We start from the raw sequence: 26,262 nt of genomic DNA, 5'->3' as shown, positions 1-26,262 counted from the left end.
GGTTGCGGAAGGGCGGGGGAGGGGGTGATTCACGTACAGTGGAGTCGTCACCACGTGCTAGTAACTGTGATGTACGGCATGATGTTACGGCGCGTGTTCCCAGTGTTCCCGTGACGGCAAAGGAAAGGTAATCCGCATGTCTGCATCCCAGTCCACAGTGTTAAGCTCCATCGGCCGCGGCTTCGATGGCCTCGATATTCCCGCCTTGGCGGATAGCCTTGGCGCTGAACTGCTCCGCTTAGAAGATTTCGACCCCACGGTGGCGGATGTATTGGCCCACGCGCCCACCGCTACTGCCGATGCCATCTTGGTTCAAGGCACCGGCGAGATCTCCTTCGATGCGGAGGTCGCCGCCGCGCTGGGCCTGCCGCTGGTCATTATCTCCGGCGCCCCAGAGCGCGCCGCGGAGCTGGCACAGCGCAAGGCAGAGTCCCTCGGCGCCACCGTGGCAGGCGTCTTCACCGACCTAGAGGCCGTGCCAGGTGCGTTAAGCGCGGCAGAGGAGACCGCGCCCGTCATGTCCGCAGACCTCTTCCAAAAGCAGCTCATCGACCAAGCCAAGACGACTGGATCCCACATCGTCTTGCCAGAGGGCGATGATGACCGCATCCTTGAAGCCGCCGATGCCCTGCTGCGCGATGAGGTTGCCCAGCTGACCATCCTAGGCAAGGAATCCGATATTAAGGCCCGCGCCAAGGAATTGGGCCTGGATATTTCGGGAGCCGATATCATCGACCACCTGGAATCGCCGCTTGCGGAGGAATTCGCCGCGGACTTCGCGGAGCTGCGCAAGAAGAAGGGCGTGACCCTGGAGCAGGCCCGCGAGACCATGCAGGACATCTCCTACTTTGGCACCATGATGGTGCACAAGGGGCTTGCCGATGGCATGGTTTCCGGCGCCGCCCACACCACCGCCCACACCATTAAGCCGTCCTTCCAGATCATCAAGACCAAGCCGAATGCATCGGTGGTCTCTTCCATCTTCCTGATGGTCATGCGCGGGCGCCTGTGGGCCTTCGGCGACTGCGCCGTAAACCCGAACCCGACCGCGGAACAGCTGGGCGAAATCGCCGTGGTGTCCGCGCAGACCGCGTCCCAGTTCGGCATCGATCCGCGCGTAGCCATGCTGTCTTACTCCACCGGCGCTTCCGGCACCGGCCCGGACGTCGAGCGCGCCATTGAAGCCGTCGAGGCCGCCAAGAAGCTCGACTCCTCGGTCAAGGTCGATGGCCCTCTGCAGTTCGACGCCGCCTGCGATCCCGGCGTTGCCGCGAAGAAGATGCCGGATTCTGATGTCGCGGGTAAGGCCAATGTCTTCGTCTTCCCCGATCTGGACGCCGGCAATATTGGCTATAAGACCGCACAGCGCACCGGCGGCGCCTTGGCCGTGGGCCCCATCCTGCAGGGCCTGAACAAGCCGGTCAATGACCTATCCCGCGGCGCTACCGTTCCAGACATCATCAATACCGTTGCCATTACCGCTATCCAGGCTGGAGAGAAATAAATGTCATACGTACTGGTCCTTAACTCGGGATCCTCGTCCATCAAGTTTCAGCTGGTGGACCCAACCGCTACTGCCACCGATGATCCACTCGTCTCCGGCCTGGTGGAACAGGTTGGCGAGCCGAGCGGCGCCATTACCATCAAGGTCAACGGGGAAAAGGTCACCGAGGAACTAGAAGTTCCCGATCACTCCTTTGGCCTAAAACGCGCCTTTGACCTGATGGATGATCATCAGGTGGGCCCGAAGGACGTCGATATCATCGCCGTGGGACACCGCGTGGTGCACGGCGGCCGCCTCTTTTCGGAACCGCAGCTCATCGAGGATCAAATTGAATCGATGATCGAGGATCTCATCCCCTTGGCCCCGCTGCACAACCCGGCCAACTTGGACGGCATCCGCGTGGCGCGCAAGATCCTGCCGGATATTCCGCACGTGGCGGTCTTCGATACCGCCTTCTTCAATACCCTGCCGCCGGCCGCAGCGCTCTATGCCATCAATAGCGAGGTTGCCTCCAAGTACGATATCCGCCGCTACGGCTTCCACGGCACCTCCCACGAGTTCGTCTCCCAGCAGGTGCCGAAGATCTTGGATCGCGATCCGGAGCACACCCACCAGATCACGCTGCACCTGGGCAATGGTGCCTCCGCGGCCGCCATCCGCAATGGCCGCGCCATCGATACCTCGATGGGCCTTACCCCGCTGGCCGGCCTGGCCATGGGTACGCGTACCGGCGATATCGATCCAGGTATCATCTTCCACTTGGTGCGCCAGGCGGGCATGAGCATCGACGAGATCGATAAGCTGCTCAATAAGCAATCCGGTGTCAAAGGCATTGCGGGCGTCAATGACTTCCGTACGCTGCGCGAGCACATCGATAACGGCGATGAAGACGCATGGCTGGCGTATAACATCTACATCCACCAGCTGCGCCGCTTCATCGGTTCCTACATGATTGCCCTGGGCCGCGTGGACGCGATTACCTTCACCGCCGGCGTGGGTGAAAACGACACCGAGGTGCGCCAGGACGCGCTGTACAACCTGGATATGTACGGCATCGACTTTGATAAGGAGCGCAACCTCGTCCGCTCCGATGAGCCGCGGGTCATCTCCACCGACGATTCCCCGGTCAAGGTCCTAGTGGTTCCCACCAATGAGGAGCTGGCTATTGCGCAGAAGTCTGCAGACGTTGCCGCCAAGGCGCGCGAGGAAGGCCTATTTAAGTAGGCCATGTAAGTAAGCCCTAGAAGGTGGTGATGGGCCGGACCTGGTTGGCCAAGTCCACCAGCGCGTAGCGGTGGCGGCTAAACGGGGCCTGGCGGGCAAGTGCCCGCAGGGTCTCGGCCAGGCCGGTGCGCAGGCCGCGCTGGGTAAAGGCGTACTCGAAGAGATCATTCGGCGAGGATGCCCGCGCGAGATCGGCGTTGCGCAGGAAGTTCAGGCCCGCGGAGATGACGGCGATCTTGATTTGGAGGAAGCGCGGCTCGTTGGTGGGGACTTCTTCGAGGCGTCGGGCAGCGCGGCGAATGCGCGATTCCGATAGATCGTGCACGATGAGCTGCAGCACGGTGGTCAGCAGCGCCATGCGGAAGTGGCGCGAGGCATTGGGGACCTTATCCAAGGTGGCTACGGATAGCTCCACCTGTCCTTCCGCGCGCAATTGACGGGCAAGCCCAAAGGCGGAGGACACCGTCGTGGGGTTGGTGGCCCAGACGATGCCGTATAGGCGCATGGAATTAAACCGCAGCGCGCCGGGGTCTTGGGTGACGTGGGACCAGATTTCCGGCTGGCCCTCAAAGGCGGAAGAGGGAAGATCCGCCAGGGTGGTGTAGAGGTTGGAGCAGGCGCGGGCTACGGTGGCATCGATAAGCGATGTTTCACTGTAATCAATCTGCTGCAGGATGAGCTCATTGATGGCCGCGATGGCGAGCTTGGGGGCGGCCTCGCCGGGCAATAAATCGAGGACAGCGGCGAAGTACTCCTGGGCATCGACGTAATCATCGTGCAAGAGCTCCGTAATGCCGGCGTACCACTGGTAGCGCCAGTCCTGGCCCAGGCGGCCCTCGATGGAGCCTAACCACTGGCGCGCCTCGTCGGTATAGCCCAGGTCGATCATGGAGCGCACCACGCCGAGGGGAATCTCGGCGGAATGCTCGTATTCCGGGGTGCGCATGGCCTGGCGCAGGGTCTCGAGGGCTTCCTGCGGCTCGGCATAGGACGTACCTTGCAGCAGGCTGGCGCCGACATCGTCGCGGTCTACCAGGGGCGCCGGCAAGGCGGAGACGACCTCTGGGGCGGTGATTTGGATGGTGCGATCGATGCCATCGATGAGCTGATCCGTGCGAAAGACCAGGTGTTTGGTGCCAAAGGTGGTACGTTGCGGCGAGAAGAGCGAGTGCTGGGAGGGGTACTGGCGGCCGTCGCGGATGGCGAGCACCTCGCGCAGCACGCCGTAGAGCTGGGTGCGCAGCTCCTTGATGGAGCTAAACCGGCGCTGCGGGTCGCGGTGGGTGGCGCGCAGCAGCAGGCGGTAGAGGGAAAGGAAGCGGCGCAGCTCCGGCTCCTTGGACGGGTTGGGGATACCAGGAAGGAAGACGCCGTCCTCGCTGGGCAGCTTGAGGCACAGCGCGGCCAAGGTGCGGCCGATGGTATAGATATCGCTGGCGATGGACGGGCCCTTGGACGCGACCTCCGGGGCCTGAAAGCCCTGGGTGCCGTAGATAAAACCGAACGCCCCGATACCGGAGACCGCGCCCAAGTCAATGAGCTTGACCTGGTCCTCAGTGACGATGATGTTATCCGGCTTCAGGTCGTTATAGACCACGCCGCGCGAGTGCAGGTACTCCAGCGCCGGCAGGATTTCCAGGATATAGCCAATGGCAATGTCAACGGGCAAAAGCTCGTTGGGCTGCTTATTGCGCCTGCTTCTTAGCGATGGCCCACCCACGTACTCCATGACGATGAACCCACCGGGCACGCGCTCATCGTCGATGAAGTTAAAAATCTTGACGATGCCCGGGTGGGTAATGTCAGCCAGAAACTCGCGCTCGGCCTCGGCAGCGGCCGTCTCATCGACTGACTTTTGGGCTTGCATGCCCTTGAGCACGACCACGCGTCCGGAGACGTAGTGGTCATTGGCCAGATAAATCCAGCCCATGCCGCCGTGGGCGATGACGCCGAGGATTTCGTATTGCTCCGCGACCATATCGCCCGGTTCTAGCTGCGGCGGCGGGACCTTTTTGCCCTTGATCTTCTCCTTGGGATCGATGAGGGCGGCGGTGGGATCGGCCGGGGTGATAAACGGCAGGCGCACCATGCCATCAGCAACCGGCCGCTCGGTGCGCTGCGTGCCGCGGCGCTCGCGGAAGGTATCGATAGCTTGCTGGCGCGAACGTTCCGAGGATTTTTCCTGCGCCGTTTTCTCATCGCGTTCGTTCTCGCGCTGGGCGCGGATATTCTCTAAGTCCGCAAGCAGGCTGGAGAGATGATCCGGATCGATGGAACCGTCGTCGTCTTCATCGTCATCGGCAAAGGGATCGAAGGCCACCGCAGAGGTTCCCGGATCCCCGCGGTGCTCGATGGGCTCGCTGGCGAACGGGTCATACGCCACGGCTGCCGTGCCCACTCCACCGGTGTCGCCCGTATCGCCGTCGTCGCTCTTGTCGGCGGCGTTTCCGTTTCGCGTGCCCTGGGCCGCGGTGTCTTGGCCCGCTGCGCCCGGGCCAGTCGTGCGCTGGCCCGCAGCGTTTTGGCCAGCCGTGCTGTCACCCGCTGTGCGGCTGCCCGTGGCCTCCGTATTCGGGAAGGCAGCGGCAGGGGCCGTACCGGGAACCTGCGCCGCGGCGGTATCAACATCAGCTTCGCTAGTGCCTTTATCGCTATTGCCAGCGTCATGAGTGGTGGCCGCCGTATCGCCGCCGACGTTGCGGTTAGCAGCGTTAGGACGAGCAGCGGCGGTATCCTGACCAGCGGGGTCGGCGGCGTCGGCTGTACTGGCTGTGCTGGCCGCGTCAGGGGAGTCGGTAGCGCCGAGACCTCGGTCCTGGCTGCGGTCTTGGTCAGGGTCTTGGCCGTGGTCAGCGTCGTGGTAAGAAGACGTAGTTGGCTTTCGGAATTGGCGCTGGGTATCGAGGTTCTCGGGCTCTAGGTATTCGAGCTCGTCTTCGCTGAAATTCGGGTTATGCTTCATGACTTATCTTCCTCGATGTATGTACCCGACGGCAGGGTGGGCTCGTCTAGATAAGCGCCGAGCCACCTATCAAAGATGTCGGACCATGTCCCGTCGCGGCGGATACGTTCCAAGGTGGAATTAACCTGGCGCAGCAGCGGGCGGGTGTCATGATCTTTGCTGGGGCGGCGCGCGGCAACGCCGTAGTTCTCGGTCTTTAGGGGCTCGCCCACGATGGAGGTATAGGAATCCTGCGCGGCCATGCCGGAAAGCAGGGCATCATCAACCACCACGCCATCGGCCTGGTTGAGCTGCAGCGCCATGAGGCAATCGCCCCAGGAGCGGGTGATGAGGATATCGGACTTGGGGGCGCGCTCGCGGATGGTATCCAGCGCGGTGGAACCGCGCACCCCGCACAGCCTTTTGTCTTCCGCATCATCGATGGAATTCATCCCAGCGCTGGTAAGGACCAGCATGCGGGTCTGCGTGGTCATATAGGGGATGGAAAAGGCCACTTCCTTCTCGCGTTCGGGGCTAATGGTCATGGTGCGCACGATGATATCGACGGTGCCATTATCGAGCACGGCGGCGCGGTCGGAGGATTCGACGAAGCGGAAATCCACCTTATTGGGATCGCCGAAGATATCGCGGGCAATCTCGTGGGCGATATCGACCTCGAATCCGCGGACATCGCCGGAGGCGGCATCGCGGTAGCTCAGCAGGTTATTGGAGCGGTCCACGCCCACGATAAGGCGCCCGCGCTTGACGATGTCCGGCACCCGCTCCTTCGCCGTTTTGCCATCCGGCCGGTAGGTGCCTCTGAGTTCGGTATCGTCTTCCTTCTTGGGCGCGGTGCTACCGGCTTCTTCTATGGTGGAGCCCTCCGGCAGCGGCGGGCCGGGGCTGGCATCGAGCGCCTGCTGTTCGGGCGATTCCAGCGGGGGAGCGGAGCGAATATCGCAGCCGGCCAGCGCGAGGACACTGCAGGTGGCAACGATGGCGGTCAGCGGTGCGGTAAGCCGTGCTCGGTAGCGCATTAGAGGTACTCCTGCAGTCGGGGACGAATGCCCAGCCACACCGCGAAGATGGCGCACAGGGTGAGCAGGAAGACGGCGGAGGAGACCGCGGTCATGGCGGTCAGCCCGCGCTCTAAGTAGGTGCGCATGGCGATGCGCGCCTGGCCGATGAGCTCCGAAAGCTCGCTATCGAGCTCATTAAAGGACTGCGCGGCGGTGGTCTCGCCATCCTCAGGATCCGTGATGGTGGCCTGGTAGACGGCCTCATCGTAGTCGCCCTCGCTCAGCGCCTCCATGAGTTTTTCGTGCGAGTCTTGCCACTTTTCGGTGGCGGCGCGGGCGCTGTGGATGAGCTCGGGATCGTTGACCTCGACGTCATCATCATGCAGCGCGCTTTCATAATCCCCCAGCGCCTTTTCGATGGAATCTACCGATCCGGAAAAGCGCTCGAGCGTATCTTCCTCAGAGGAGCGCAGCACCAGCGCGAGGGTTTCTGAGGTGCGCGCCTGCTGCGCCTCAATGCGCGAGGCTGTCAGCGAATCCCACGGGCGCGAGGCCGTTTCAAAGCCTTGGTGGCCGGTGGACCAGGTGGCTAGGTTAGACAGCGCGACCCAGAAAACGGCCAAGAAGAGCAGCACAGTTGCGGTTAAAAAGCCGCGGTTAAACCGGCGGCGCGTCTGGCGCCACAGCCACCACTGCGCCACGATGAGGAAGAAAACCGCAGCCAAAAGGCCAGATAGTGGGACCCACTGCGGCGAGGTGAGCTTTTGCTGCTGCTGGTTAACCTTCGCAGTGGTCAGCTGGAAGAGCTCGGATGCCGCCGGCAGAATGTGCTCGCGCATGAGCGAGGAGGCATTGGACATATAGGAATTAGCCACGGCATTGCCGGCGCGGTGGTTCGAGCGCGCCTTTTCGATCATCGCGGTATAAATGGGCAGCTCGCGCTGGATGAAGGTGACGAGATCGCGCACGCGGGCATCGTCAGGCGTGGTGCCCAGCACAGATTCGGTCGCGGCGATGGAGGCAGCATCGATGGCATCGTTATAGCGCTCGCGGTTGCCCTCTGATTCCACGCCGGCCTGCACGAATCCGGTGGTCGCGATGGTATCTGCCACCGATAGGGAGCTATAGAGGTGGTGGGCCGCGTTGGACATCGGCTCGGTGGTATTGAGCAGCTCGTCGAGGTCGGAGTGGCGGGCGGCGGAAGATTGGGACATCGATAAGCCGGCGGCTCCCAATGCCACCGTGAGGATCAGGGTGACGGTAAAAAGCTTGCCCGGGGTGGTGGAGGCGAAGTAATAAAACCGCCGCAGTAGGCGCGCCGGGCCCGCAAACCATTCCATGGCGCGGTGGGTGAGCCCGCTTAGGGCCGGGCGAGAGGGCGCGGTAACCTCATCCAGCCAGTGATCGCTGGGGTGAGCGTCCTCTTCGCGCTCTGACTCTACCCGCACTGCCTGCTCAGTCATTTACTTAGAATAACGCCCCCAGTGTGCTAGGCGCCACCATTTACCCGCGTGTGTGGCTAGGATAGAAAATATGCATAACCCTCACAGTGGAGACGGCTGGGCGGCGGGCCCCAGTGGCATTCGCGTATGGGGAAAATTCGGTGCCGCCGGCCTCTTCCTCGTCGCCGGGCGCGAGGTGCTGCTGCAACACCGCGCCGCGTGGACCAATAACGGAAATACCTGGGGGATTCCCGGCGGGGCGCGGGACCTACAAGAAAGCCCCACCCAGGCCGCGCTGCGGGAAACGCACGAGGAATGCGCCATCGCACCTGCCGATGTCGAGGTGCTCGACACCCAAGTGACGGCCGGGCCCTATCCTCCGGCGGGGGATTTGCCGGGGGAATGGACCTATACCACCGTGCTGGCGCGCACCCGCAGCGGCCTGCGCTTGCCCACCACCGCCAACGAGGAATCGCACGAGCTGCGCTGGGTGGGGCTGGATGAAGTGGAAAACCTGCCGCTTATCGCGCCATTCCGCCATGCCTTTCCCGCCCTGCGGCAGCGGGTGGAAAAACTATACCGGTAAAGTATCCAAAATTATGGCACTGTAGTGCTCATGATTGAAGTACAGGGACTGACTAAGGATTACGGGTCTGTCCGCGCCGTTGAGGATCTCACCTTCCAGGTAAAGCCCGGTGTGGTCACCGGCTTCTTGGGGCCCAATGGTGCCGGCAAATCCACCACCATGCGGATGATCGTGGGCTTGGACGAGCCCACGGCGGGCCAGATTCGCGTTAACGGTAAACCCTATCGCGACTTGGAGCACCCGCTGCGCGAGGTGGGCGCGCTTTTGGATGCGAAGGCGGTACACCCCAACCACACGGCCGCGAATCACCTGAAGTGGATGGCGGCGTCCAATGGCATTCCCGCCTCCCGCGTCGATGAGGTGCTGGGGCTGGTGGGGCTTTCCGATGTCGCCGGTAAGAAAGCCGGCGGCTTTTCCCTCGGCATGGGCCAGCGCTTGGGCCTTGCTGGTGCTCTATTGGGTGATCCCGGAATCCTCATCCTGGATGAGCCGGTCAATGGCCTGGATCCAGAGGGTATCCGCTGGGTGCGCCAGCTCGTGCGCGCGCTGGCTGCAGAAGGCCGCACCATTTTGATCTCTTCCCACCTCTTGTCCGAGATGGCCCAGACGGCCGATCACCTCGTGGTCATTGGCAAGGGGAAGATGGTTGCGGATAAGCCCACCCACGAGTTCGTCCGCGGCCACTCGCAGTCCTTGGTGTATGTGCGCTCGAACCACCTCCCGGAATTCGGCGAAGCCCTCAAGAAGGAGGGCGTTTTCTTTACCGAATCCAAGGATGAGGAGGGCCGCCCGCGGCTAGAGGTCATCAACCAGACCCCCGAGTTCGTAGGAGAGCTGGCCTATTCCACCGGGGTGCCGCTGCACGAGCTCACCCTGAAAAGCGCTTCGCTGGAGGATGCCTTCATGGATCTCACTGGCGATGCCGTGCAGTATCACGCAGGCACGCCTGGTGCCTCGGGCGCGCAGGCAGGCCAATCCGGTGGGTCCGCCCGCCCCAACGAGCAGGAGGTTTAATCCGCCATGTTGAATATCTTGAAATCCGAGTGGATTAAGCTGCGCACCACCCGCTCCTTCTGGTGGACCACCGCGCTATTCCTCCTATTTTCCTGGGGCTGGGCCGGTGTCACCGCTGCGTTTACGGAGCCGCTCGATCCGCAAGCCGTTGATATGGGCTTTCAGCCTATTGGGGCCGAGTTCACCGTCGTATTCCTGGTAACCCTGGGCCTTCCGGTGCTGATGATTCAGGCCATCATGCTGGTGACCACGGAATATCGCTTCGGCACCCAAGCCATTACCTTCATGGCCTCCCCGCGGCGCTGGAGCGTGGCCGTGGCCAAGCTGGTCTTATACGCGGTCATCGCGGCCGTGCTGACCTTCATTGGCGTGGTGGGCGCGTACCTGCTTACGGATCTGCTTGCGGATAGCTCCATTTCCGCCACCTTCGACCCCTGGAACGATGAAGTGGGCCGCGAGCAGCTGTGGAAGTACCCACTGGCTGCGGTCCTCGTGGTGGCCTTCGCCCAAGGAATCGGCATGCTCATTCGCCAGACCGCGGGCTCTGTGGCGCTGGGCCTTATTTTGTACTTGGGTGTGGATCAAATCGTCAGCATGATGCCCGTGGTAGGCGATAAGATCGGTAGCTTCATGCCCTTTACTGCTTTCCAGAACTGGCTATTCAATGTCCCAGTGGATAACGCACTGTGGACGGACTCCGCAGGCAGCGGCATCGTGTTCTTCATCTGGGCCGCAGTGCTGTGGGCCCTTGGCGTGCTGGTGCTGCACAAGCGCGATGCTTAGGCGAGGGTAGGTCTGTTGTTTGAGACATGACTGGTAACCGGCTGATTGTGATCAGCCGGTTACTTTTATTGGTGGTGATTAATGGCTGCCTCAGAAAACAGCCTTTCCAGGTGGGAGAATATTTGAGAACCCTATGGATGGGCGCATATCGCAAATTAAACTCTAAACGTCTTTAAATATAATTCTATTTTATCGGAAATGCAGTTTAAATATTATTTATGTACTGACAATATTTTTCTTTTGCGTTAGGGTTGGGGGTGAAGAAAAAGAAATTGTGTAGAGTAATGTAGTCAAGTTTATCCGAGGGAGTAGTAAGTGTGTCCAATGAAATGCTTCCAGATTCTGTTGAAAAGTTTGTAGCCCCGACTATCGCGGGTGCCGCATTAGTGGGAGGTGGGGTAGCCGCAACTACCCCTCCAGCTAAGGCACAAGGACCTATCGGTAACGCTGCTGAAGTAGTTAGCCACATGAAGTCCGATGGGGCCCGTGCGCACTCTATTGTTAACGAAGTCAATGCAGCAAGGGCGGATCATGGTTTAAATCCCGTGACAGAAAACCCTGCGTTAAACAATATCGCTCAAGACTGGGCCGACCATTTGGTGGGAACAGGGGATTTGCAGCATCGGCCAAATCACTGGGAAACCTATCCGGATAGTATTCCTGCCGGTGGCGAAAACGTCCTTCAAGCATGGGACGATTTCGCAGATGCGAAGCTGGTAAATATGTGGCTGAATTCACCCAGCCACAGGAAGATTTTGCTGGACCCAGAAGCGAAAACGGTTGGCACGGGCATTGCCGTTGGCGCGAACGGTGAGCTTTTTGCCGTACAGAATTTTGGGCGTTAAAGAAGCGCCTTTTAATAATCCTCTTCGGAATAGCCGCGATATGATCACTCTTGTATTCCCTAAGCTTTTGATACGCTCTCGCGCATAAGCAATATCAAAGTCAGAATCAGGGTTTATAGTAAAAGCAATAGACAAGAGAGAAATCTGCGGAGGATTCGGCGTATCTTTCGCAATTAGTTCCAATAATTAACGCCGATCCGGAGTCAATTAAGTGGACTACACGCTCATCTCTGCGGTGATACCGTGCGCGGTTCAACGCGGGAAGTTCTACTCTGGTTCTGCAAAAGAAGGCTTGTGTTTAGATAGCCTATGAGTGGACTATTGGGGCATCGGCAAGCAGAGCTTATTGCAGTGCCGAGGTCAGCCGCATGACGTTATCGATGTAGCGGCGGACAAAGCCGCGCTGGTTCCACTCCTCGAGGGTGAGCTCGTGGCAGACCGCGCGGTAATTGGCGGCGAGCTGGTTGAACTGGGCGAGGAGATCGCCCTTGGCCACGAGCATGGTGGTCTCATAGTTGAGGCCGAAGGACCGCGGGTCCATATTGGACGAGCCGAACATGCACAGCGGATTGAACTCCTGGTCATCCGGATCCGTGATGATGAACTTGGAGTGCAAAACATACGGGTAGGGGAATTGGTAGATATGCACCCCGGCCTCAAGCAGCGCCTGGTAATAGGAAGACTGGGCGTGGTTGACCATGAATTGGTCCGCGGTATCGGAGACATAAAGCTCCACGTCCACCCCGCGGTAGCAGGCGGTGGTGACGGCCTCTAAGAGCGATTCATCCGGCACGAAATACGGCGAGCACAGCACCAGGCGCTGCTTGGCGTGGTGTACCAGGGAGTTAAACATGCGCAGGTTTGGCTCGGTGGTATAGCCGGGGCCGGAGGGAATCATCTGCAGATAGTTGGCATCAACGGTTTGGGCATCGTCATAGGGCAGCTCATCTAGCGGGAGGTTCTCGCCGGATTCGGTGTACCAATCCACCGCGAAAACCGCGTTCATGGCGGTGACGATGGGGCCGGATAACTCCACCATGTAATCGATCCAAAAGCGGTCAGTGGTTTTGTATTGGCGCTTGATCAGGTTGATGGAACCTATAAAACCTACCTCGCCATCGATGATGACGAGCTTGCGGTGGTTGCGCAGATCCGGGCGGCGGAACCTGCCCTTGTGCAGCTGGATGGGCAGCATGAGGCGCCAATCCACGCCGATCTCTGTCAGTTTGTCCCCCAGCGAGGAATAGCCCTTGTACTTAAAACTGCCAATCTGATCCAGCAACAGGCGAACCTTGACGCCGCGCGCGGTGGCGCGGGCGAGGGCCTGGAAAAATACATCCGTGACCTCGTCCCAGGACTGGATATAGACCTCGATGGAGACGTACTTTTCGGCGCGGTCCACGGCCGCGGCGATGGCGCGAATGCATTCATCATAATCCGCATGCAGGCCCAGATTGTGGCCAATGAGCGCCGGAAAGCCGGTCAGTTCGCGGTTGAGTTTGATGACGGATTCCACCTCCGCCGACAGGATGCCCCTGGGATGATCCGGGGTGCGGGCGGAAATATCCTCAAGGCGTTCATTGGCCTCTTGCTGGATGCGGTGGCGGCGCCGGTTGATATACGGCGAGCCCATGAGCAAAAACAGCGGCAGGCCAATGACGGGCAGCACCAGAATGGCCAGCAACCACGCGGTGGAATTGGAGGGCCGGCGGCCTTCTGGCACGAAGCCGACGGCGATGATCTTGATGGAATAATCAATGATAAGGAAGATCAGCTGCCAGAAGCTGAGATCGAGCGACCAGGTCATTTAACGCACGGAATCGAAATCGGGCAGATCGAAATCTGCACTAAGCGGGCAGTGATCGGAGGTCTTTTCGCCAGCGCGTTCTTCCATGTCTACGTGCGCGCCGGTGACGTGCTTGGCCAGCGGCGGCGAGGCCAGCTGGAAATCGATGCGCATGCCCTCGTTCTTGTGAAAGCGCATTCCCTTGTAATCAAAGTAGGTATAGCGCTGGTCTTCGGTAAAACGGCGCGTGACCTCTTCGAGGCCGGCCTCTTCGAGCATCTGGAAGGCGGCGCGCTCGGGTTCGGTGACGTGTGTCTTGCCACGGAAGGCCTCGATATTCCACACGTCCTCATCGCGCGGGGCGATATTGAAATCGCCGGTTAGAAGCAGCTTGGATTGGGCGCGGCCCGCGGCGTAGTGGGAGAGCTGGTAGAGAAAGTCCAGCTTGTAGTCATAGTGGCGGTCGGTGATTTCGCGGCCGTTGGGGATATACAGCGACCAGATTTCTACCCCGCGGATGCGCGCACCAAGCGCCCGGGCCTCGCGGTCCTGGGGCTTTTCTGGGTCCTTGGCAAAGCCGGGCTGGTGGGGGAATCCAGTAAAGACTTCTTCCGGTTCCTCCTTGGAAATGATGGCCACGCCATTCCATTGGTTGAGGCCATGGCAGGTGACATGGTACCCGGCATCCTCGAAGGCCTCGCGGGGAAATTTATCGTCCTTGACCTTGGTCTCTTGTAAGCAAAGCACGTCAATGTCGTGCGTGTGGAGAAGATCCAGCGCCCGCTGGATGCGGGTGCGAACGGAGTTGATATTCCACGTGGTGATGCGCATGGATAATACAGTACCGCGCGGGCAATGGCCCGGACTAGTCCAGGCTGCGGCCGGCGGGCTAGGCGGACTAACCCAGCTGGGGCTAGCCGCGCAGCTGGGCGTAGATCTGACGGTGCTGCTCGATGAAGCCCAGCTTTTCGTACAGGCGAATGCCGGCGGTATTAGAAGCCAAGACGTCGAGGTAGGCGTGCTTTGCGCCCTGCTCGCGCCCCCAGCGCAGCATGTGCTGGCCCAATAGGGCGCCCAAGCCCTGGCGGCGATGCGAAGGTGCTACTTCCACGGCGGAGTATCCCAGCCAGGCGGTACCGTCGCCGGATTCGGTGATGGTGCCGCGGGTGATGGCAACGGTCTCGCCGTCAATAACGAGCCGCCCAAAGCCCATCGTGCCCTCGATGCGGGCGCGCAGGTACTCCAGGGCCTGGGCAGGTAGCGCCTGGCCGCGGAAGTGGTACATCTGCAGCCACGCCTCATCGGGTTGGGCATCGATGCGGAACTCCGCGCCGCTGGGGTGCGAACCCGGGACCTCGGCGGATAGAGCCGCGAGATCGCGCAGGACCATGACGAGGATTTCGGGTTCGGTCTCCCAGGTGGCATCGGCAAGCAGGCGCTCTGCGGGCTTGCCAATACGCTCCGGGATGAGCAGGCGCACCGGGAGATCGTGGCGGCGGTAGAACTCCGTGATTTCCTCCAGCGGGACCGGGTTAAAGCCCGCAGAAGGCCCGAGCGGGACGGCCGAATTAGACCGGCCCGTCACGCCATCGCCGGCGCGCATGAGCCAGGAGCCGTCCGAGGTCCACGTGTGCTCCTTGCCAGGAAAAGCCTGGGCAGTGGCGTATTCGACGGCGCGAATATCGGAATTGCGCACCATGCGCGGCGAAAGCCGCTTTATAATCTTCAGCTGCTCGGGCGCGATCTCCACGGCCTCGAGGTCAGAGGGGTAGCCGCCGACCTGCTGCGGGCGGATGACCAGCGGCTCGAGGCTGAGGACGTGGCCAATGACATCGCTGTGCACATCGCCAAAATCGCGCCGGGCCACGACGCGATCGCCTACCTGCACGTCATCGGAACGAAAGATGCGAGACATGATTAATCGTCGTGCCCGAAGGGATCTTCGTCTTCACCCGGCATCCAGGTGTAGCCCGGCTCGGTCCAACCATGGCGCTTAATGGCCTTCTTTGCCTGGCGCTTGTAGCGGCCGATGAGGGTATCGGTGTACACGTAACCATCGAGGTGGCCGGTCTCGTGCTGCAGGCAGCGGGCGAAAAAGCCGTAGCCTTCCACGGTGATGTCGTTGCCGTGCTCGTCCTTGCCGGTCACGCGCGCCCAATCGGCGCGGCCAGTGGGAAAGCCCTCGCCCGGCACGGAGAGGCAGCCTTCGTCATCGGAGCCGTCATCGGCAGGCATGGTCTCTGGAATCTCGGAGGTTTCCAGCACCGGGTTGATAACGCACCCCTTGCGCATGCCGGCCTTATCGGCGGGCAGCTCGGTGCCATCCGGGCCTTCGGTGTCGGGACAGTGGTAGACGAAGAGCCGCTTGCCGATGCCCACCTGGTTCGCAGCCAGGCCCACGCCATGGGCAACGTCCATGGTCTCGTACATGTCCGCGATGAGCTGTTGCATCTCTGGGCTGGAAATCTCGGATTCTTCCACCGGTGTGGTGGGCTGATGAAGCACGGGGTCGCCGTGGATAACGATGGGGCGAATAGTCATGCTCTACAGTTTAGGCATGAACCCCTTGTCTGACCTAGACGCCGCCATCTTAGATTTTGAGGAAACCGCCCCGCGCAGCATTGGCCGCAAGGAAGAGGCCATTCGCGCGCAGCTGGATATCTCGCCGGTGCGCTATCACCAGCGGCTGAATCTGCTTCTCGATGCCCCCGCTGCCGCCGAATCCCATCCCCTCTTGGTGGCTAGGCTGAAGCGTCTGCGGGAGGAGCGCGAAAATACGCGGCGCGCCGCGCGGGGAAATACCCCACCGCGTTAGAACTGGCTACTAATGTTACTGAAGTGACTAAAGAGAATCCGGATAATCTATACGACCAGCAATTCGACGATGCCGCTGGCGATGCCGCCGCGGCCGATTATGGCGATGCTTATTATGACGACGCCTACGACGGCGCTTATGACAATGAGGTAGGCGGCGAAGACGCTGCTGCGGCCGCAACCGGCGGCGGTGGGGGAGGCGCCCACGTCAAGAAGGGCGGTTTACCACTGCGCGGGCTTGCCATGGTGTTGATCGCCGTAGCCGTGATGCTCGGCCTCTGGGGCCTTTATGCCATGACCTCGGAGGACGATGATTCGACCGTCGCTTCTGATTCCGAGCAGTCGAAGTCGGACGGCTCCGCCAATGGCGGCCAAGACGGCAATGGCGCCGGCGGTTCTGCGGCGGATGGCGCGCGCGGCGACGGTTCCCGTGCCGATGGCTCCCGCGACGGGGCCAACAACCAGCCGCCTCGTGAGGGCGATAACGCGCACCCGAACGGCGGCGCCGAGGGCGAGGCTAACCGCGGTGCGGGCCGCGAGGACGGCGCGCGCGGCGAAGGTTCCGACCGCGCCGGGGATGAAGCCCGGGCCGGCGGCAACGATGCACCGTCTGCTGCGCGCGACCGCAATGATATTAAGGTCAGCGTGCTCAATAACTCCGGTGAATCCGATAAGGCCAAAAACGAAGCCGATGTGTTGAAGGACGGCGGCTTCAAGGTGGGCTACGTGGGCAACCTGCCAGGCGACGTATTGACCGTGCCCAAGACCACCGTCTTCTACCCAGAAGGCGATACCTCCGCGGAGTCCCTGGCCAAGGAAGTTGCCGCGCGCTACCAGGCAGAAATCAAGCCTATGAATAGGGACCTGCCAAAGGAGGCCACCGAGGACGGCGCCGTTGTGGTCGCCCTCGCCGTCCCACAGGCCTAAATAAAATTCATGGAATATTACCCCCTACCCGTTAAGCTGGACCGGTGAAGATTCCGGCAGAAGTATTCGCCCGTTCCCCCGAGCCCACGCTCGGGGTGGAATGGGAAGTCGCGCTCGTGGACCGCGACTCGCGCGATCTCGTCTCGCGCGGGGCTGAGCTCATTGATCTCGCCACTGCCGCCCACCCCGATATTCACGTGGAAAAAGAATTCCTACAGAATACGGTGGAGCTAGTCACGGGCATTTGCTCCACGGTGCCAGAAGCCATTGCGGAGTTAGAAACCTCGCTGGCCGCCGTGGAAGAAGCCGCGGATAAGCTCGGCATCGATGTGTGGGCCTCTGGCGGGCACCCGTTTACGGATTTTCGGGAAAACCCGCTGTCAGATAAACCCAGCTATCAAGAGATCATCGCTCGCACCCAGTATTGGGGAAAGCAGATGCTGTTGTGGGGCACTCACGTCCACGTTGGCATCAGCCACGAGGATCGCGTTTGGCCCATCATCAATGCGCTGATGACGAAGTATCCCCACCTCTTGGCCATTTCTGCGTGCTCGCCGGGGTGGGAAGGATTGGATACGGGCTACGCTTCCAATCGCACGATGCTCTATCAACAGCTGCCCACCGCCGGCATGCCCTACCAATTTTTCACGTGGGATGAGTGGCAGTCCTATATGCGGGATCAGGCGATCTCCGGGGTCATCAACCACACCGGATCGATGCACTTTGATATCCGCCCGGCCTCGAAGTGGGGCACCGTAGAGGTCCGCGTATCCGATGCCACTTCGAACCTGCGGGAGCTATCCGCAGTCGTCGCGCTAACGCACTGCCTGGTCGTGCACTATGACCGCATGATTGATGCCGGCGAGGAGCTACCCGTTTTGCAGCCGTGGCACGTGGCGGAAAATAAGTGGCGCGGGGCGCGCTACGGCATGGATGCCCTCGTTATTACCTCGCGCGACACGGACGAGGCCTGGGTCAAAGATGAACTGGCCCAGATGGTAGAAGAGCTAACGCCCCTAGCCCGCGAGTTGGGCTGTGCGGAAGAACTGGCCTTGGTGCATGAAATCATCGACGGCGGCGCCGGATACGAACGCCAACGCCGCCTCTTCCAAGAAACCGGCAGCTGGCGCGATGTCGTCGAAGAAACCTGCCGCGAGCTTCATACCTTCCGGCCGGTGCGCTAATCAGCTAAGCGATGATCGGCTAGGCGTGCGTTTAGTGAGCGCAAGCCTAGGGTCGCACTGGAGGAAGCTGTACGAGGCCGGCGCGGTGGTGCGCAGATGGCTGCCGGCATGCGGCGGCTGCGTGCGGCTTAGTCGTTATCTAGGGCGTGGCGGCCACCGTAGGACGGGGGAGCCGGAATATCGGTATAGCCCTCGGTGGAGGGAAACTCGCGGGTCTCAGGGTTAAATACCGGGAACTGTGCGGTTTCGTCGGTGGTGGCAGAACCCCGTGTGGCAGCGCCAGACGCGTGAGCGCCGGCTGCCTGAGTGCGCTGCGGCCGGGCATGTTGCGGCTGAGCATGCTGGGGCCGGGCGCGGTGCTGTTGGGCGTGCTGCGGATGAGCAGCACGCTGTGCCGCGTGCCGGCCGCCGCGGGTGTCTTCCTCGCTGGGTTGGGTGCCGGGGATAAATCCCCACAGGGCATAAAAAGCGATGTAGAGGATGCCGGAGGCGGTGAAAAGGAGCATGGCCCAGGGCTGGAAGTCCAACTGGTTCAAAGAGCGGTTGGAGCCTTCGAGCCAGAAGGCTGCGGAGACGTACGGCAGCAGCACCACGCACATGGCCGCGAAGGAAATGAGTGCTGCTACTTGCGCGCCGATGACCCCGCGCAGGCGCTTGCCCAGTGCCTGGTTGACGGAGATGAGAACCACGATGGCCAACGGGAAGACCCAGACCCAGTGGTGGTACCAAGAGAAGGGCGAGACCAGGCAGGCGCTAATTCCGGCCAGGGACATGGCGGCGGAGTTATTCTTGTGCTTCATCGCGGTGCGCAGGGCCAGGCAGGTCAAGACGAAGACCACCGCGACGGCGGCGAGCCACATCCAGCCGCCGTCGATGCCCCACGCGCGCACCATGAGCGAGCGGATGGACTGCGCGCCCGGGTTGGTGTGTTCACCCACGCGGGAGGAATTAAAGATGGCATCGGTCCAGAACACCCCGGCATCCGGAATGGTGACGAAACCGATCGCAACGGTTACCGCGAAGGTAAGGACGGAGATAACCGCCTGCCACCAGCGCTTCTGGAATAGGAGCACCAAGCCCATAAAGGCCGGGGTGAGCTTCAAGCCTGCGGCGAGGCCGATGCCAATACCGGGCAGGGCCCGCTTCTTAGGAATGACGTCGAGGGCGACCAGGAACATCAAAAAGACATTGATCTGGCCGTAGAACAAGGTGCCGTACATCGGCTCTACAGATGGGGCACAGAGCACCAGTAGGATGCCAACAACCCAGGTCAGCGGAGAAAGTTTGAGGCCGCGCTCGTGGAAGACCATGAGGATGACGGCCAATAAAGCAAGGATGGTGCCGCCTTGCCAGAGGATGATAAGGGGGTCATCGGCAAGCGCGGAAATCCATTTGAACAGCGTGCCGGCAAAGGGTGGGTAGGTAAAAGGAAGGTTGCCAATATAGGCGTTGTCATAAAGGTTGGCACCGTTAGCCACCTCGCCGCCGGCGAGCCAGTAAATCTTCAGATCCAGCGGCACGCGCCAGATGAAGGCGTTGGGACCGTCGTATTGGCTATAGCGGGAGATGCTGAAAATAAAGAAGGCAACCAAAAGAGCGGCCAGAGTAGGCAGTCCGTAGAGCTTTTTCACGGTGAAAGGTGCCTCCTATTTGCGGCGCAGCGAACGGCCGGCGGGGCGATCATTGCGCGACATCGATTCCTCGGAACCATACAGGCCTTCACGGCGTGCAATGCGTGAGGTGCGCTGCGCGGTCACCGGGCTGGTAAACATCGCAAACAGTACCAGCAAAATAAGCATACCCAAATCACCACGCTCGGCCATACTGAAAGATTCCGCGCCAGTAATGCGGATGAACGCACCCATGATGGTGAGGATGAGCCCGGTGGTCTGTGGCTTGCTCACGGCGTGGACGCGGGACATCGTGTCCTTAAAGCGGGCTAGGCCAATGGCGGCGGCGAGGATGAGCAGGCTGCCGCTGATGACGAGGATGAGCGAGAGGATATCGGCGATTAGAGACCAACTCATTGGTTATCCCTCTTCCTAAACCTGGTAACGGACACGGTGGAGATGAAGCCGAGCAGCGCGATGACCAGCATGGCCGAGACCACGGAGGTATCTAGTGACCAGCACATGTAGGTCGCCAGCGCGCATTGGAACATGGCGGTAAAACCGTCCATTCCCACCAGCCGGTCGAGGGAGTTGGGCCCAGTGATAATGCGCCAGACGGTAATTAATACGGAGACCCACAGCAAGAATGCGGGAACCAGCAGGATGGCGTGATAGATCTGCGGATCCATTATGGGTGGCTCCTTTCAAAGATCTCGATCATGGAAGATTCTAGGCGGGATACGGCATCGATTTCGCGCTGGATCTGCGCCTCATCCCGGGCATCCAGGATGTGGATGGTGATCATGCGGTTGGCGATGTCAATGTCTGTCACCGTTCCTCCCGGCTGCAGGTTGTACAGCGTCACCGCGAGGGAGAGGATGAACTCATTTTCTAGGCGCATCGGCAATTCCAGGATGGCGGTTTTGGGCAGCGGCTGCGGCCGGGAGGCCAGCCAACCCACCTTGCGGGAGGCATAAAACAGCTCCCAGAACCAGCGCAGCATGTAGCGGAAGAATTTGCCCCACGCGACCTCGACGCCGGCAATGGGCATCGCCGGCAGTGGCAGGGCGAAGACGATGACCAGGGCGACGAGGAGGCCGCCGACCACATTGCCCACCGTGATTTCGCCCATGAGCATGCACCACATGACCGTAATCCAGACGGTAAACCACGGCCGGAAGCGGTAGCGCAGACCGGCAAAGCGGCTCTTAGTCATCGCGGGCCTCCTTCTTTAGTGGGGTGGGGCTTTCCAATGCCCCCGATTTCGCCGGCGCGTCCGATTTTGGCGTTTTCGAGCTCGGCGTGTCCGCGCTCGTCGTCTCCGGGGCGGCGGATTCCGGATCGTGGGCCGGGCCGGGATCCGGCAGCAGTTGGCTGCGCTCCTTGTAGGAGTCCGCGCCGCCTTCGTAGCGGTCCTTCTGGTCAAGGTGCCGGGTAGGGTTATCGGCATTTTCGCCCAGTACGGCGTACTGATAAATGGAGGTATCCTGCGCGGATTCGGCAGCGCGGGAGGTGACACCGGAAATCGGGCCGGCCAGGAAGGTAATCGAGGTCGAGGCGATGACCAGCAGCGCCGTGGCACCCACCATGCCGAATGGCACGCGGCCGACGTCCTGGCGGGAGGAAAACTCGACCTCATCGGTGATATCAGAAAGCGGGGCCGGGCGGGCCAGGGCGACATTGCCCTCGGGGGCATCGGCGCGATCGCGCTGGAAGCCCTTGGCCCAGACCAGCATCATGACATAAAGGGTCAGCAGCGAGGTCACCAGCGCGCCGCCGATGAGCACCCACGCCAGCCAGGAACCTTCATTGGCGCCCGCCTGAATGAGGATGATCTTGCCCAAAAAGCCAGAGAACGGCGGCACGCCGCCCAGGTTGATGGCCGGAATGAAATACAGCACGGCGATAAGCGGGGCGGAATACATCAGCGAGCCCAGGCGCCGCAGTGAGGAGGTACCGGCCTGGCGCTCGATAAGGCCCACGACCAAGAAGAGCGCGGTCTGCACCAGAATGTGGTGGATGGCGTAGAAAATGGCGCCGGATAGCCCCTGGGCAGTGCCCAGAGAGACGCCGAAAATCATATAGCCGATGTGGCTGACCAGGGTAAAGGAGAGCAGGCGCTTAATATCGGTCTGCGCAATGGCGCCCAAGATGCCCACCAGCATGGTGGCCAGCGCCACCCACATCAGCACGGTATCGAGCCCACCATTGGTAAAGATGGACGTGCGCGCGCGAATGATCGCATAGACACCGACCTTGGTGAGCAGGCCGGCGAACACGGCCGTGACCAGCGAGGGCGCGGTGGGGTAGGAGTCCGGCAGCCAGGCGGCCAGCGGCACCACCGCGGCCTTAATGCCAAAGGCCACGAGCAAGGTGGCGAAGATGGCGGTGCGGGTGCCCTCCGGGATGTCTTGCATGCGTTGGCCAATCTGGGCCATGTTCATGGTGCCGACGGAGGCATAGACATATGCCAGCGCCAGAAGGAAGATCATGGACGAGGCCATCGAGACCATCACATAGCCCACGCCAGCGCGCACGCGGCCTGCCGATGCCCCCAAGGTCAACAGCACGTACGAGGCCACGAGGAAGACCTCGAAGCCGACGTACAGGTTAAAGAGGTCGCCGGCCAAAAAGGAGATATTTACACCCATGGTCAGCAGCATGTAGGTGGGCAAGAAAACCGCGACGGGTTCATCCTTGGTGCCATCGCGCACACCCTGGGAAATGGCGTACCAGATGACGGAGAACAGCACCACAGACGAGGTAAAGAGGATCATCGTGGAGAGCCGGTCCGCCACCAACGTGATGCCCACGGGCGCGTCCCAGCCGCCTATCTGCAGGGTCTGTATGCCATGGAAATCCACTATTATGATCAGGCTCGCGTTGACCGCAGCCGTAATCAGCAGGGAGAAAAAGGCGATCTGGCGCTGCACATTAGGCATGCGGGCAAAGAGCAGCGAGAGTGCTGCGGCCACCGCCGGGATGATGATGGGCAGCGGGATAAGCGCACCGACGTACGGGTACATCGTCTCGGCCGCCTGGTGGAATGGCTCAGTCATCTTCGGCTCCCTTCACCGGCTCCTCGAAGGATTCGGGGCCGAAATTATCGCCTTCCTTGGTAGCCCGCCCGGTGGCGGGGTCATTGGAGGCATCATGATCCGCGCTCGCCGCTGCGCTGCCGGGCTTGGAGGCCTTGGCGGCAATGGCGGTATCTTCGGCGTCATCTTCAATGACGTCGGCGGTGCGGTAGCGGTACTGGCGGTAGGCCAAGGTGAGGATGAAGGCCGTCAGCGCCATGGAAATGACGATGGCGGTAAGGATCATCGCCTGAGTGAGGGGATCCGCAGTATCGCTGCCGTAAGGCTGGGCCTCGCGGCCATCGATGGGCGGTGAGCCCGCCGGGCCGCCGGCCTGCAGCATGAAGAGGTTGGCGCCATTGCCCAGCAAGAGCAGCCCGAGCATCATCTTGGTCATGGCGCGGTCGAGCAAGAGGTAGATGCCCGCAGAAACCATCACTCCGGCGGCGAGCAGGAGGAAGAGGTTGGCTTGCATTTATTTCTCCATTCCTGCGTTGTCCCCGGAACCTGTGCCGGAGGAGCTCGTTGTGGCTGGTACCTTTTCTTGTTTCTTCTCTTGTTTTTGCGCCCGCTGAGCCTTTTGTTTGGTGCTGCGCTCCCGGTTCTTCCGCGCCAAGGAACGGGCACGGTCGCGGGCGCGCTGCTTACGCATCTCTTCTTCCTCATCCAGCTTGGCGCCGAGCGAGCTGAGCACGTAGAGCGTCAGCCCCACGACGATGAGGTAGACGCCCAAGTCAAAGACCAGCGCTGAAGGCAGTGAGACCGCGCCGATAAGCGGGATTTCGGGCGAGGTATATCCGCTGGTAAGCGGCGGGTAACCAAAGAACATCGGGACCACCACCGCCAGGGCGGACAAGGTGAGGCCTGCGCCCATGGTGCGCCCGGCATCGATGGGCAGGGCTTCATCGAGCTCCGCGCGGCCACCAGCCAGGTAGCGCAGGATGAGCGCGAGTGCGGCCACCAGGCCACCGGCGAAACCGCCGCCTGGCGCGTTGTGCCCGGCGAAGAAGAAGTAGAACGACAGCGCCATCATGGAGGGGAAGAGCACGCGGGTGGAGACATCGATCATCAGCGAGCGGTTGAGCGCCTGCTCCGATTCCGATCCCGCGGCCAGCCAGCGCCGGCCCGTGACCTGCAGGGTAGGCCGGCGGCTGTCCCTAGAGAAGGATTGGGTGCGATAAATCAGGGAGGCCACGCCGAGCGCGGCGATGATGATGACCGTGATCTCGCCAAAGGTATCCCAGGCGCGCAGGTCCACCAGCAAGACGTTGACGGCATTGGCGCCGTGGCCTATCTCCTTAGCCAGCTCCGGCATGTACTGCGAGATGGGTTCGGCAGACCGCGCGTTGATGGCAAACATCGCCACGATGGTGACGGTCAGGCCAGTGCCGACGGAGAGCCAGGCGCGCAGGCGGCCCATCTTCGGGTCCTGCTTCCACTCGGTAGACGCCGGAATGCGGCGCAGCACCAGCATGAATAGCACCATGATGATGGTTTCTGTCAGCAGCTGGGTCAGCGCCAAGTCCGGGGCACCGTGGATGGCAAAGACGAAGGACAAAGAATATCCGGTAATACCGACGATGATGACGGCAGACAAGCGGTTATCGGTCACCGTGGCGGCAATGGCGGCCACCATCATGATGATGGCGGCGACGACCTGCCAGGGGTTTTCTGCAACCACCATGCGGATATCCGTGAGATCGCCGGTAATCAGCATGGTCAGCGGCAGCACCATAAGGGTGGCGAAGATGACGGTCAGGTTGAGCTGCAGCGAACCGCGCTGGGTAACGGCCGTGGTGCGCAGGGAGAGCTTGCGCAGGGTGGAGATGACCTTGTCGTAGACAGCGTCGGCATCGCCAAGCGCGGGGTACGCAAACTGCCATTGCTCCAGCACCTGGCGGCGCCAGTGAACGATGATTCCGGCCACGATGATGATGGCGGATACGCCCAAGGTCACCGACCACCCGTGCCAGAGGGCCAGGCCCTGGTGCTCGCCTGCCTCGAAGGTGGAATCGAGGTGCTGATCGATGGCCGCCGAGAGCGCCTGCGGCGCGATGCCGAGCGCGATAGTCAGCGCGGTGAGCACGGCCGGGGCGAGCCACAGGCCCACGTTGACCTTGTGCATCGTGGCTACGGCCTTAGAGACGCCGTCCTTATCGTCCGGCAGGTTCTTGGTGGCAAAAGCACCCCACAAAAAGCGCAGGGCATAGGCCATGGTGAGGATGGAGCCTGCTACATAAGCCACCAGGATCATATTGCGCGGCATGCCAATGAGCAGCTCTTCGTGCATGGTGGATTCCAGCACGGCCTCCTTGGATACGAAGCCAAAGAGCGGGGGAATGCCCGCCATGGACAGGGCGGAGATAATGGCGATGCCGTAGAGGAAGGGCTGCCTGCGCCCGAGGCCGGATAGCTTCGTAATATCGCGCGTGCCCGAGCAGTGGTCGATGGCGCCGACCACCATGAAGAGTGCGGCCTTAAAGAGCGAGTGGGCAAAGGTCAGCGCCAGGCCCGCCTGCATGGCCTCCCGGGAGCCAACCGCCACGATGGAGGTAATAAAACCCAGCTGGGAGACCGTGCCATAGGCCAAAATGAGCTTGAGGTCCTTTTGTTTTAGCGCCATCCAGCCGCCGAGCAGCATGGTAAATACGCCCAAGGAAATGACCACGAGGTGCCAGGTGGCTACCTCGTACATATCCGGTGCCAGGCGCGCGACCAGGTAAATTCCGGCCTTGACCATGGCCGCGGAGTGCAGGTACGCCGAGACCGGCGTCGGCGCTGCCATCGCACCCGGCAGCCAGAAGTGCGCCGGCACGATGGCGGATTTGGTCAGGGCGCCGACCAGGATGAGCACGATGGCGACGGTGACGTACGGCGTTTGGGGAAAGTGATCGTAGGCGTGGATTTCACTAAACGTCCACGCCCCGGTCTGCCGGCCGAGCAGGCAGATGCCCATCAACATGGAGAGGCCGCCCATGACGGTGACCATAAGGGCCTGCTGTGCGGCGCGGCGCGAGGAGGCGCGCTCGGCATAGTAGCTGACCAATAGGTACGACAAGAGGGAGGTGATCTCCCAGAAGACGTACATGAGCAGCAGGCTATCGGAGGTCACAAGCCCAAACATGGCGGTGGCAAAGCCCACCATTTGGCCGGCGAACATGGCAAGGCGGCGGCGCGTGGAATCGAAATAGCCCCAGCAATACAGCAGGACCAAGGCGCCCATGCCCAAAATGATGAGGCTAAAGAGCCCGCCCAGGGCATCCATGCGCAGATCCACGGCGAGGTGCGCGGCCGGCATCCACTCGATGGTGTAATTCAGCGCGCCGCCGTCGCGGAAGGTGCCCCGGGCAAAGTGCGCGAGGGTCCACACGAAACCGACGCCGGGAACTATTGCCAATAAACCAAAGGCTGGGCGGCCCACATTCATAATGAGCAGCGGTGCAACCACGGTGGCAACGATGAGGGCACCCAGAAGTATTAGCACGTTGGAATCTGCGCTCCTTAGG

The 26,262-nt window shown here is 61.3% G+C and carries 23 protein-coding genes; 9 read left to right on the top strand and 14 right to left on the bottom strand.

All coding sequences use genetic code 11. The annotated features are described in order from the left end of the window. The first annotated feature begins 136 nt into the window (after positions 1-136). Positions 137-1,504: a phosphate acetyltransferase gene (gene pta, locus ACLI1T_RS10120; protein WP_411702587.1), complete on the top strand. Its 1,368-nt coding sequence runs from the start codon at positions 137-139 to the stop codon at positions 1,502-1,504. Further along, positions 1,505-2,728 (top strand): acetate kinase, encoded by a 1,224-nt coding sequence (locus ACLI1T_RS10115; RefSeq protein ID WP_298693623.1) that lies wholly within the window; start codon positions 1,505-1,507, stop codon positions 2,726-2,728. It begins immediately after the preceding gene. 16 nt (positions 2,729-2,744) lie between these two features. Here the strand turns inward: ACLI1T_RS10115 and ACLI1T_RS10110 are convergent, their stop codons facing one another. From ACLI1T_RS10110 to ACLI1T_RS10100, 3 genes are read right to left on the bottom strand one after another with little or no spacing between them, the layout of a single operon-like run. Further along, the gene (locus ACLI1T_RS10110) at positions 2,745-5,690 is read right to left on the bottom strand and encodes a tetratricopeptide repeat protein (protein WP_411702586.1); all 2,946 of its coding nucleotides are present in this window, start codon (positions 5,688-5,690) and stop codon (positions 2,745-2,747) included. Further along, the gene (locus ACLI1T_RS10105; protein ID WP_411702585.1) at positions 5,687-6,706 is read right to left on the bottom strand and encodes a glutamate ABC transporter substrate-binding protein; all 1,020 of its coding nucleotides are present in this window, start codon (positions 6,704-6,706) and stop codon (positions 5,687-5,689) included. Before ACLI1T_RS10105 ends, ACLI1T_RS10110 begins: the two co-directional genes overlap by 4 nt. After that, positions 6,706-8,151 carry a hypothetical protein gene (locus ACLI1T_RS10100; protein WP_023024033.1) on the bottom strand — a complete coding sequence of 482 codons (1,446 nt, stop codon included), beginning with the start codon at positions 8,149-8,151 and terminating at the stop codon, positions 6,706-6,708. Before ACLI1T_RS10100 ends, ACLI1T_RS10105 begins: the two co-directional genes overlap by 1 nt. A gap of 70 nt (positions 8,152-8,221) precedes the next feature. Here ACLI1T_RS10100 and ACLI1T_RS10095 point away from each other — a divergent pair, with 70 nt between their 5' ends. The 4 genes from ACLI1T_RS10095 to ACLI1T_RS10080 all read left to right on the top strand — a co-directional run bounded on the left by ACLI1T_RS10095 (position 8,222) and on the right by ACLI1T_RS10080 (position 11,358). Beyond that, positions 8,222-8,716, top strand: coding sequence for an NUDIX domain-containing protein (locus ACLI1T_RS10095; RefSeq protein ID WP_023024031.1), 495 nt, complete (start codon positions 8,222-8,224; stop codon positions 8,714-8,716). A 30-nt stretch (positions 8,717-8,746) separates the two neighbouring features. Next, a complete protein-coding gene (locus ACLI1T_RS10090; protein ID WP_411702584.1) occupies positions 8,747-9,730 on the top strand; it encodes an ABC transporter ATP-binding protein in 984 nt (327 codons plus the stop codon). 6 nt (positions 9,731-9,736) lie between these two features. Further along, a complete protein-coding gene (locus ACLI1T_RS10085; protein ID WP_411702583.1) occupies positions 9,737-10,513 on the top strand; it encodes an ABC transporter permease in 777 nt (258 codons plus the stop codon). A gap of 317 nt (positions 10,514-10,830) precedes the next feature. Further along, the gene (locus ACLI1T_RS10080) at positions 10,831-11,358 is read left to right on the top strand and encodes a CAP domain-containing protein (RefSeq protein WP_411702582.1); all 528 of its coding nucleotides are present in this window, start codon (positions 10,831-10,833) and stop codon (positions 11,356-11,358) included. 343 nt (positions 11,359-11,701) lie between these two features. Here the strand turns inward: ACLI1T_RS10080 and ACLI1T_RS10075 are convergent, their stop codons facing one another. The 4 genes from ACLI1T_RS10075 to ACLI1T_RS10060 form a co-directional block, all read right to left on the bottom strand. Continuing rightward, positions 11,702-13,165: a phospholipase D-like domain-containing protein gene (locus ACLI1T_RS10075; RefSeq protein WP_411702581.1), complete on the bottom strand. Its 1,464-nt coding sequence runs from the start codon at positions 13,163-13,165 to the stop codon at positions 11,702-11,704. Continuing rightward, positions 13,166-13,975: an exodeoxyribonuclease III gene (locus tag ACLI1T_RS10070; RefSeq protein WP_349887087.1), complete on the bottom strand. Its 810-nt coding sequence runs from the start codon at positions 13,973-13,975 to the stop codon at positions 13,166-13,168. A gap of 82 nt (positions 13,976-14,057) precedes the next feature. Then, positions 14,058-15,059: a GNAT family N-acetyltransferase gene (locus tag ACLI1T_RS10065; RefSeq protein WP_349887086.1), complete on the bottom strand. Its 1,002-nt coding sequence runs from the start codon at positions 15,057-15,059 to the stop codon at positions 14,058-14,060. Between the two features lie 2 nt (positions 15,060-15,061). Further along, a complete protein-coding gene (locus ACLI1T_RS10060; protein ID WP_349868129.1) occupies positions 15,062-15,685 on the bottom strand; it encodes a peptide deformylase in 624 nt (207 codons plus the stop codon). On the opposite strand from ACLI1T_RS10060, the gene ACLI1T_RS10055 reads away from it, so the two are divergent. Genes ACLI1T_RS10055 through ACLI1T_RS10045 form a run of 3 tightly spaced genes read left to right on the top strand, consistent with a single transcriptional unit; the run spans position 15,684 to position 18,069 of the window. Beyond that, complete coding sequence (locus tag ACLI1T_RS10055) at positions 15,684-15,959, top strand: DUF3263 domain-containing protein (RefSeq protein WP_084529689.1); 276 nt, start codon at positions 15,684-15,686, stop codon at positions 15,957-15,959. The two genes, ACLI1T_RS10060 and ACLI1T_RS10055, sit on opposite strands and share 2 nt — an antisense overlap. Before the next feature lie 23 nt (positions 15,960-15,982). Next, on the top strand, positions 15,983-16,885 hold the full coding sequence (locus tag ACLI1T_RS10050; protein ID WP_411702580.1) for a LytR C-terminal domain-containing protein: 903 nt from the start codon (positions 15,983-15,985) through the stop codon (positions 16,883-16,885). A 44-nt stretch (positions 16,886-16,929) separates the two neighbouring features. After that, complete coding sequence (locus tag ACLI1T_RS10045) at positions 16,930-18,069, top strand: glutamate--cysteine ligase (RefSeq protein ID WP_411702579.1); 1,140 nt, start codon at positions 16,930-16,932, stop codon at positions 18,067-18,069. Positions 18,070-18,197: 128 nt separating this feature from the next. On the opposite strand, the gene ACLI1T_RS10040 is transcribed toward ACLI1T_RS10045, so the two are convergent. From ACLI1T_RS10040 to ACLI1T_RS10010, 7 genes are read right to left on the bottom strand one after another with little or no spacing between them, the layout of a single operon-like run. Further along, entirely contained in the window at positions 18,198-19,700 is a 1,503-nt protein-coding gene (locus ACLI1T_RS10040) for a glycosyltransferase 87 family protein (RefSeq protein ID WP_411702578.1), read from the bottom strand. 15 nt (positions 19,701-19,715) lie between these two features. Continuing rightward, on the bottom strand, positions 19,716-20,096 hold the full coding sequence (locus tag ACLI1T_RS10035) for a monovalent cation/H(+) antiporter subunit G (protein ID WP_005279458.1): 381 nt from the start codon (positions 20,094-20,096) through the stop codon (positions 19,716-19,718). Continuing rightward, positions 20,093-20,368 (bottom strand): monovalent cation/H+ antiporter complex subunit F, encoded by a 276-nt coding sequence (locus tag ACLI1T_RS10030; RefSeq protein ID WP_023018012.1) that lies wholly within the window; start codon positions 20,366-20,368, stop codon positions 20,093-20,095. Before ACLI1T_RS10030 ends, ACLI1T_RS10035 begins: the two co-directional genes overlap by 4 nt. Further along, the gene (locus tag ACLI1T_RS10025; protein WP_411702577.1) at positions 20,368-20,895 is read right to left on the bottom strand and encodes a Na+/H+ antiporter subunit E; all 528 of its coding nucleotides are present in this window, start codon (positions 20,893-20,895) and stop codon (positions 20,368-20,370) included. The genes ACLI1T_RS10030 and ACLI1T_RS10025 overlap by 1 nt, the downstream gene beginning before the upstream one ends. Continuing rightward, positions 20,888-22,738, bottom strand: coding sequence for a Na+/H+ antiporter subunit D (locus ACLI1T_RS10020; protein WP_411702576.1), 1,851 nt, complete (start codon positions 22,736-22,738; stop codon positions 20,888-20,890). The genes ACLI1T_RS10025 and ACLI1T_RS10020 overlap by 8 nt, the downstream gene beginning before the upstream one ends. Further along, positions 22,731-23,231, bottom strand: a complete 501-nt coding sequence (locus ACLI1T_RS10015) for a Na(+)/H(+) antiporter subunit C (protein ID WP_411702575.1) — start codon at positions 23,229-23,231, stop codon at positions 22,731-22,733. The genes ACLI1T_RS10020 and ACLI1T_RS10015 overlap by 8 nt, the downstream gene beginning before the upstream one ends. Further along, entirely contained in the window at positions 23,232-26,240 is a 3,009-nt protein-coding gene (locus ACLI1T_RS10010; protein WP_411702574.1) for a Na+/H+ antiporter subunit A, read from the bottom strand. Positions 26,241-26,262: the final 22 nt, after the last annotated feature.

It is taken from the genome of Corynebacterium tuingiense (assembly GCF_046718165.1).
Lineage (GTDB): Bacteria > Actinomycetota > Actinomycetes > Mycobacteriales > Mycobacteriaceae > Corynebacterium.
This window is presented reverse-complemented; position numbering and strand designations above follow the sequence as displayed.

What these genes read in the sequence shown, in the direction of transcription:
- pta (WP_411702587.1), top strand. Translation starts at nt 137, where the DNA reads ATGTCTGCATCCCAGTCCACAGTGTTAAGCTCCATCGGCCGCGGCTTC.
- ACLI1T_RS10115 (WP_298693623.1), top strand. Translation starts at nt 1,505, where the DNA reads ATGTCATACGTACTGGTCCTTAACTCGGGATCCTCGTCCATCAAGTTT.
- ACLI1T_RS10110 (WP_411702586.1), bottom strand. Translation starts at nt 5,690, where the DNA reads ATGAAGCATAACCCGAATTTCAGCGAAGACGAGCTCGAATACCTAGAG.
- ACLI1T_RS10105 (WP_411702585.1), bottom strand. Translation starts at nt 6,706, where the DNA reads ATGCGCTACCGAGCACGGCTTACCGCACCGCTGACCGCCATCGTTGCC.
- ACLI1T_RS10100 (WP_023024033.1), bottom strand. Translation starts at nt 8,151, where the DNA reads ATGACTGAGCAGGCAGTGCGGGTAGAGTCAGAGCGCGAAGAGGACGCT.
- ACLI1T_RS10095 (WP_023024031.1), top strand. Translation starts at nt 8,222, where the DNA reads ATGCATAACCCTCACAGTGGAGACGGCTGGGCGGCGGGCCCCAGTGGC.
- ACLI1T_RS10090 (WP_411702584.1), top strand. Translation starts at nt 8,747, where the DNA reads ATGATTGAAGTACAGGGACTGACTAAGGATTACGGGTCTGTCCGCGCC.
- ACLI1T_RS10085 (WP_411702583.1), top strand. Translation starts at nt 9,737, where the DNA reads ATGTTGAATATCTTGAAATCCGAGTGGATTAAGCTGCGCACCACCCGC.
- ACLI1T_RS10075 (WP_411702581.1), bottom strand. Translation starts at nt 13,165, where the DNA reads ATGACCTGGTCGCTCGATCTCAGCTTCTGGCAGCTGATCTTCCTTATC.
- ACLI1T_RS10070 (WP_349887087.1), bottom strand. Translation starts at nt 13,975, where the DNA reads ATGCGCATCACCACGTGGAATATCAACTCCGTTCGCACCCGCATCCAG.
- ACLI1T_RS10065 (WP_349887086.1), bottom strand. Translation starts at nt 15,059, where the DNA reads ATGTCTCGCATCTTTCGTTCCGATGACGTGCAGGTAGGCGATCGCGTC.
- ACLI1T_RS10055 (WP_084529689.1), top strand. Translation starts at nt 15,684, where the DNA reads ATGCTCTACAGTTTAGGCATGAACCCCTTGTCTGACCTAGACGCCGCC.
- ACLI1T_RS10060 (WP_349868129.1), bottom strand. Translation starts at nt 15,685, where the DNA reads ATGACTATTCGCCCCATCGTTATCCACGGCGACCCCGTGCTTCATCAG.
- ACLI1T_RS10035 (WP_005279458.1), bottom strand. Translation starts at nt 20,096, where the DNA reads ATGAGTTGGTCTCTAATCGCCGATATCCTCTCGCTCATCCTCGTCATC.
- ACLI1T_RS10030 (WP_023018012.1), bottom strand. Translation starts at nt 20,368, where the DNA reads ATGGATCCGCAGATCTATCACGCCATCCTGCTGGTTCCCGCATTCTTG.
- ACLI1T_RS10025 (WP_411702577.1), bottom strand. Translation starts at nt 20,895, where the DNA reads ATGACTAAGAGCCGCTTTGCCGGTCTGCGCTACCGCTTCCGGCCGTGG.
- ACLI1T_RS10020 (WP_411702576.1), bottom strand. Translation starts at nt 22,738, where the DNA reads ATGACTGAGCCATTCCACCAGGCGGCCGAGACGATGTACCCGTACGTC.
- ACLI1T_RS10015 (WP_411702575.1), bottom strand. Translation starts at nt 23,231, where the DNA reads ATGCAAGCCAACCTCTTCCTCCTGCTCGCCGCCGGAGTGATGGTTTCT.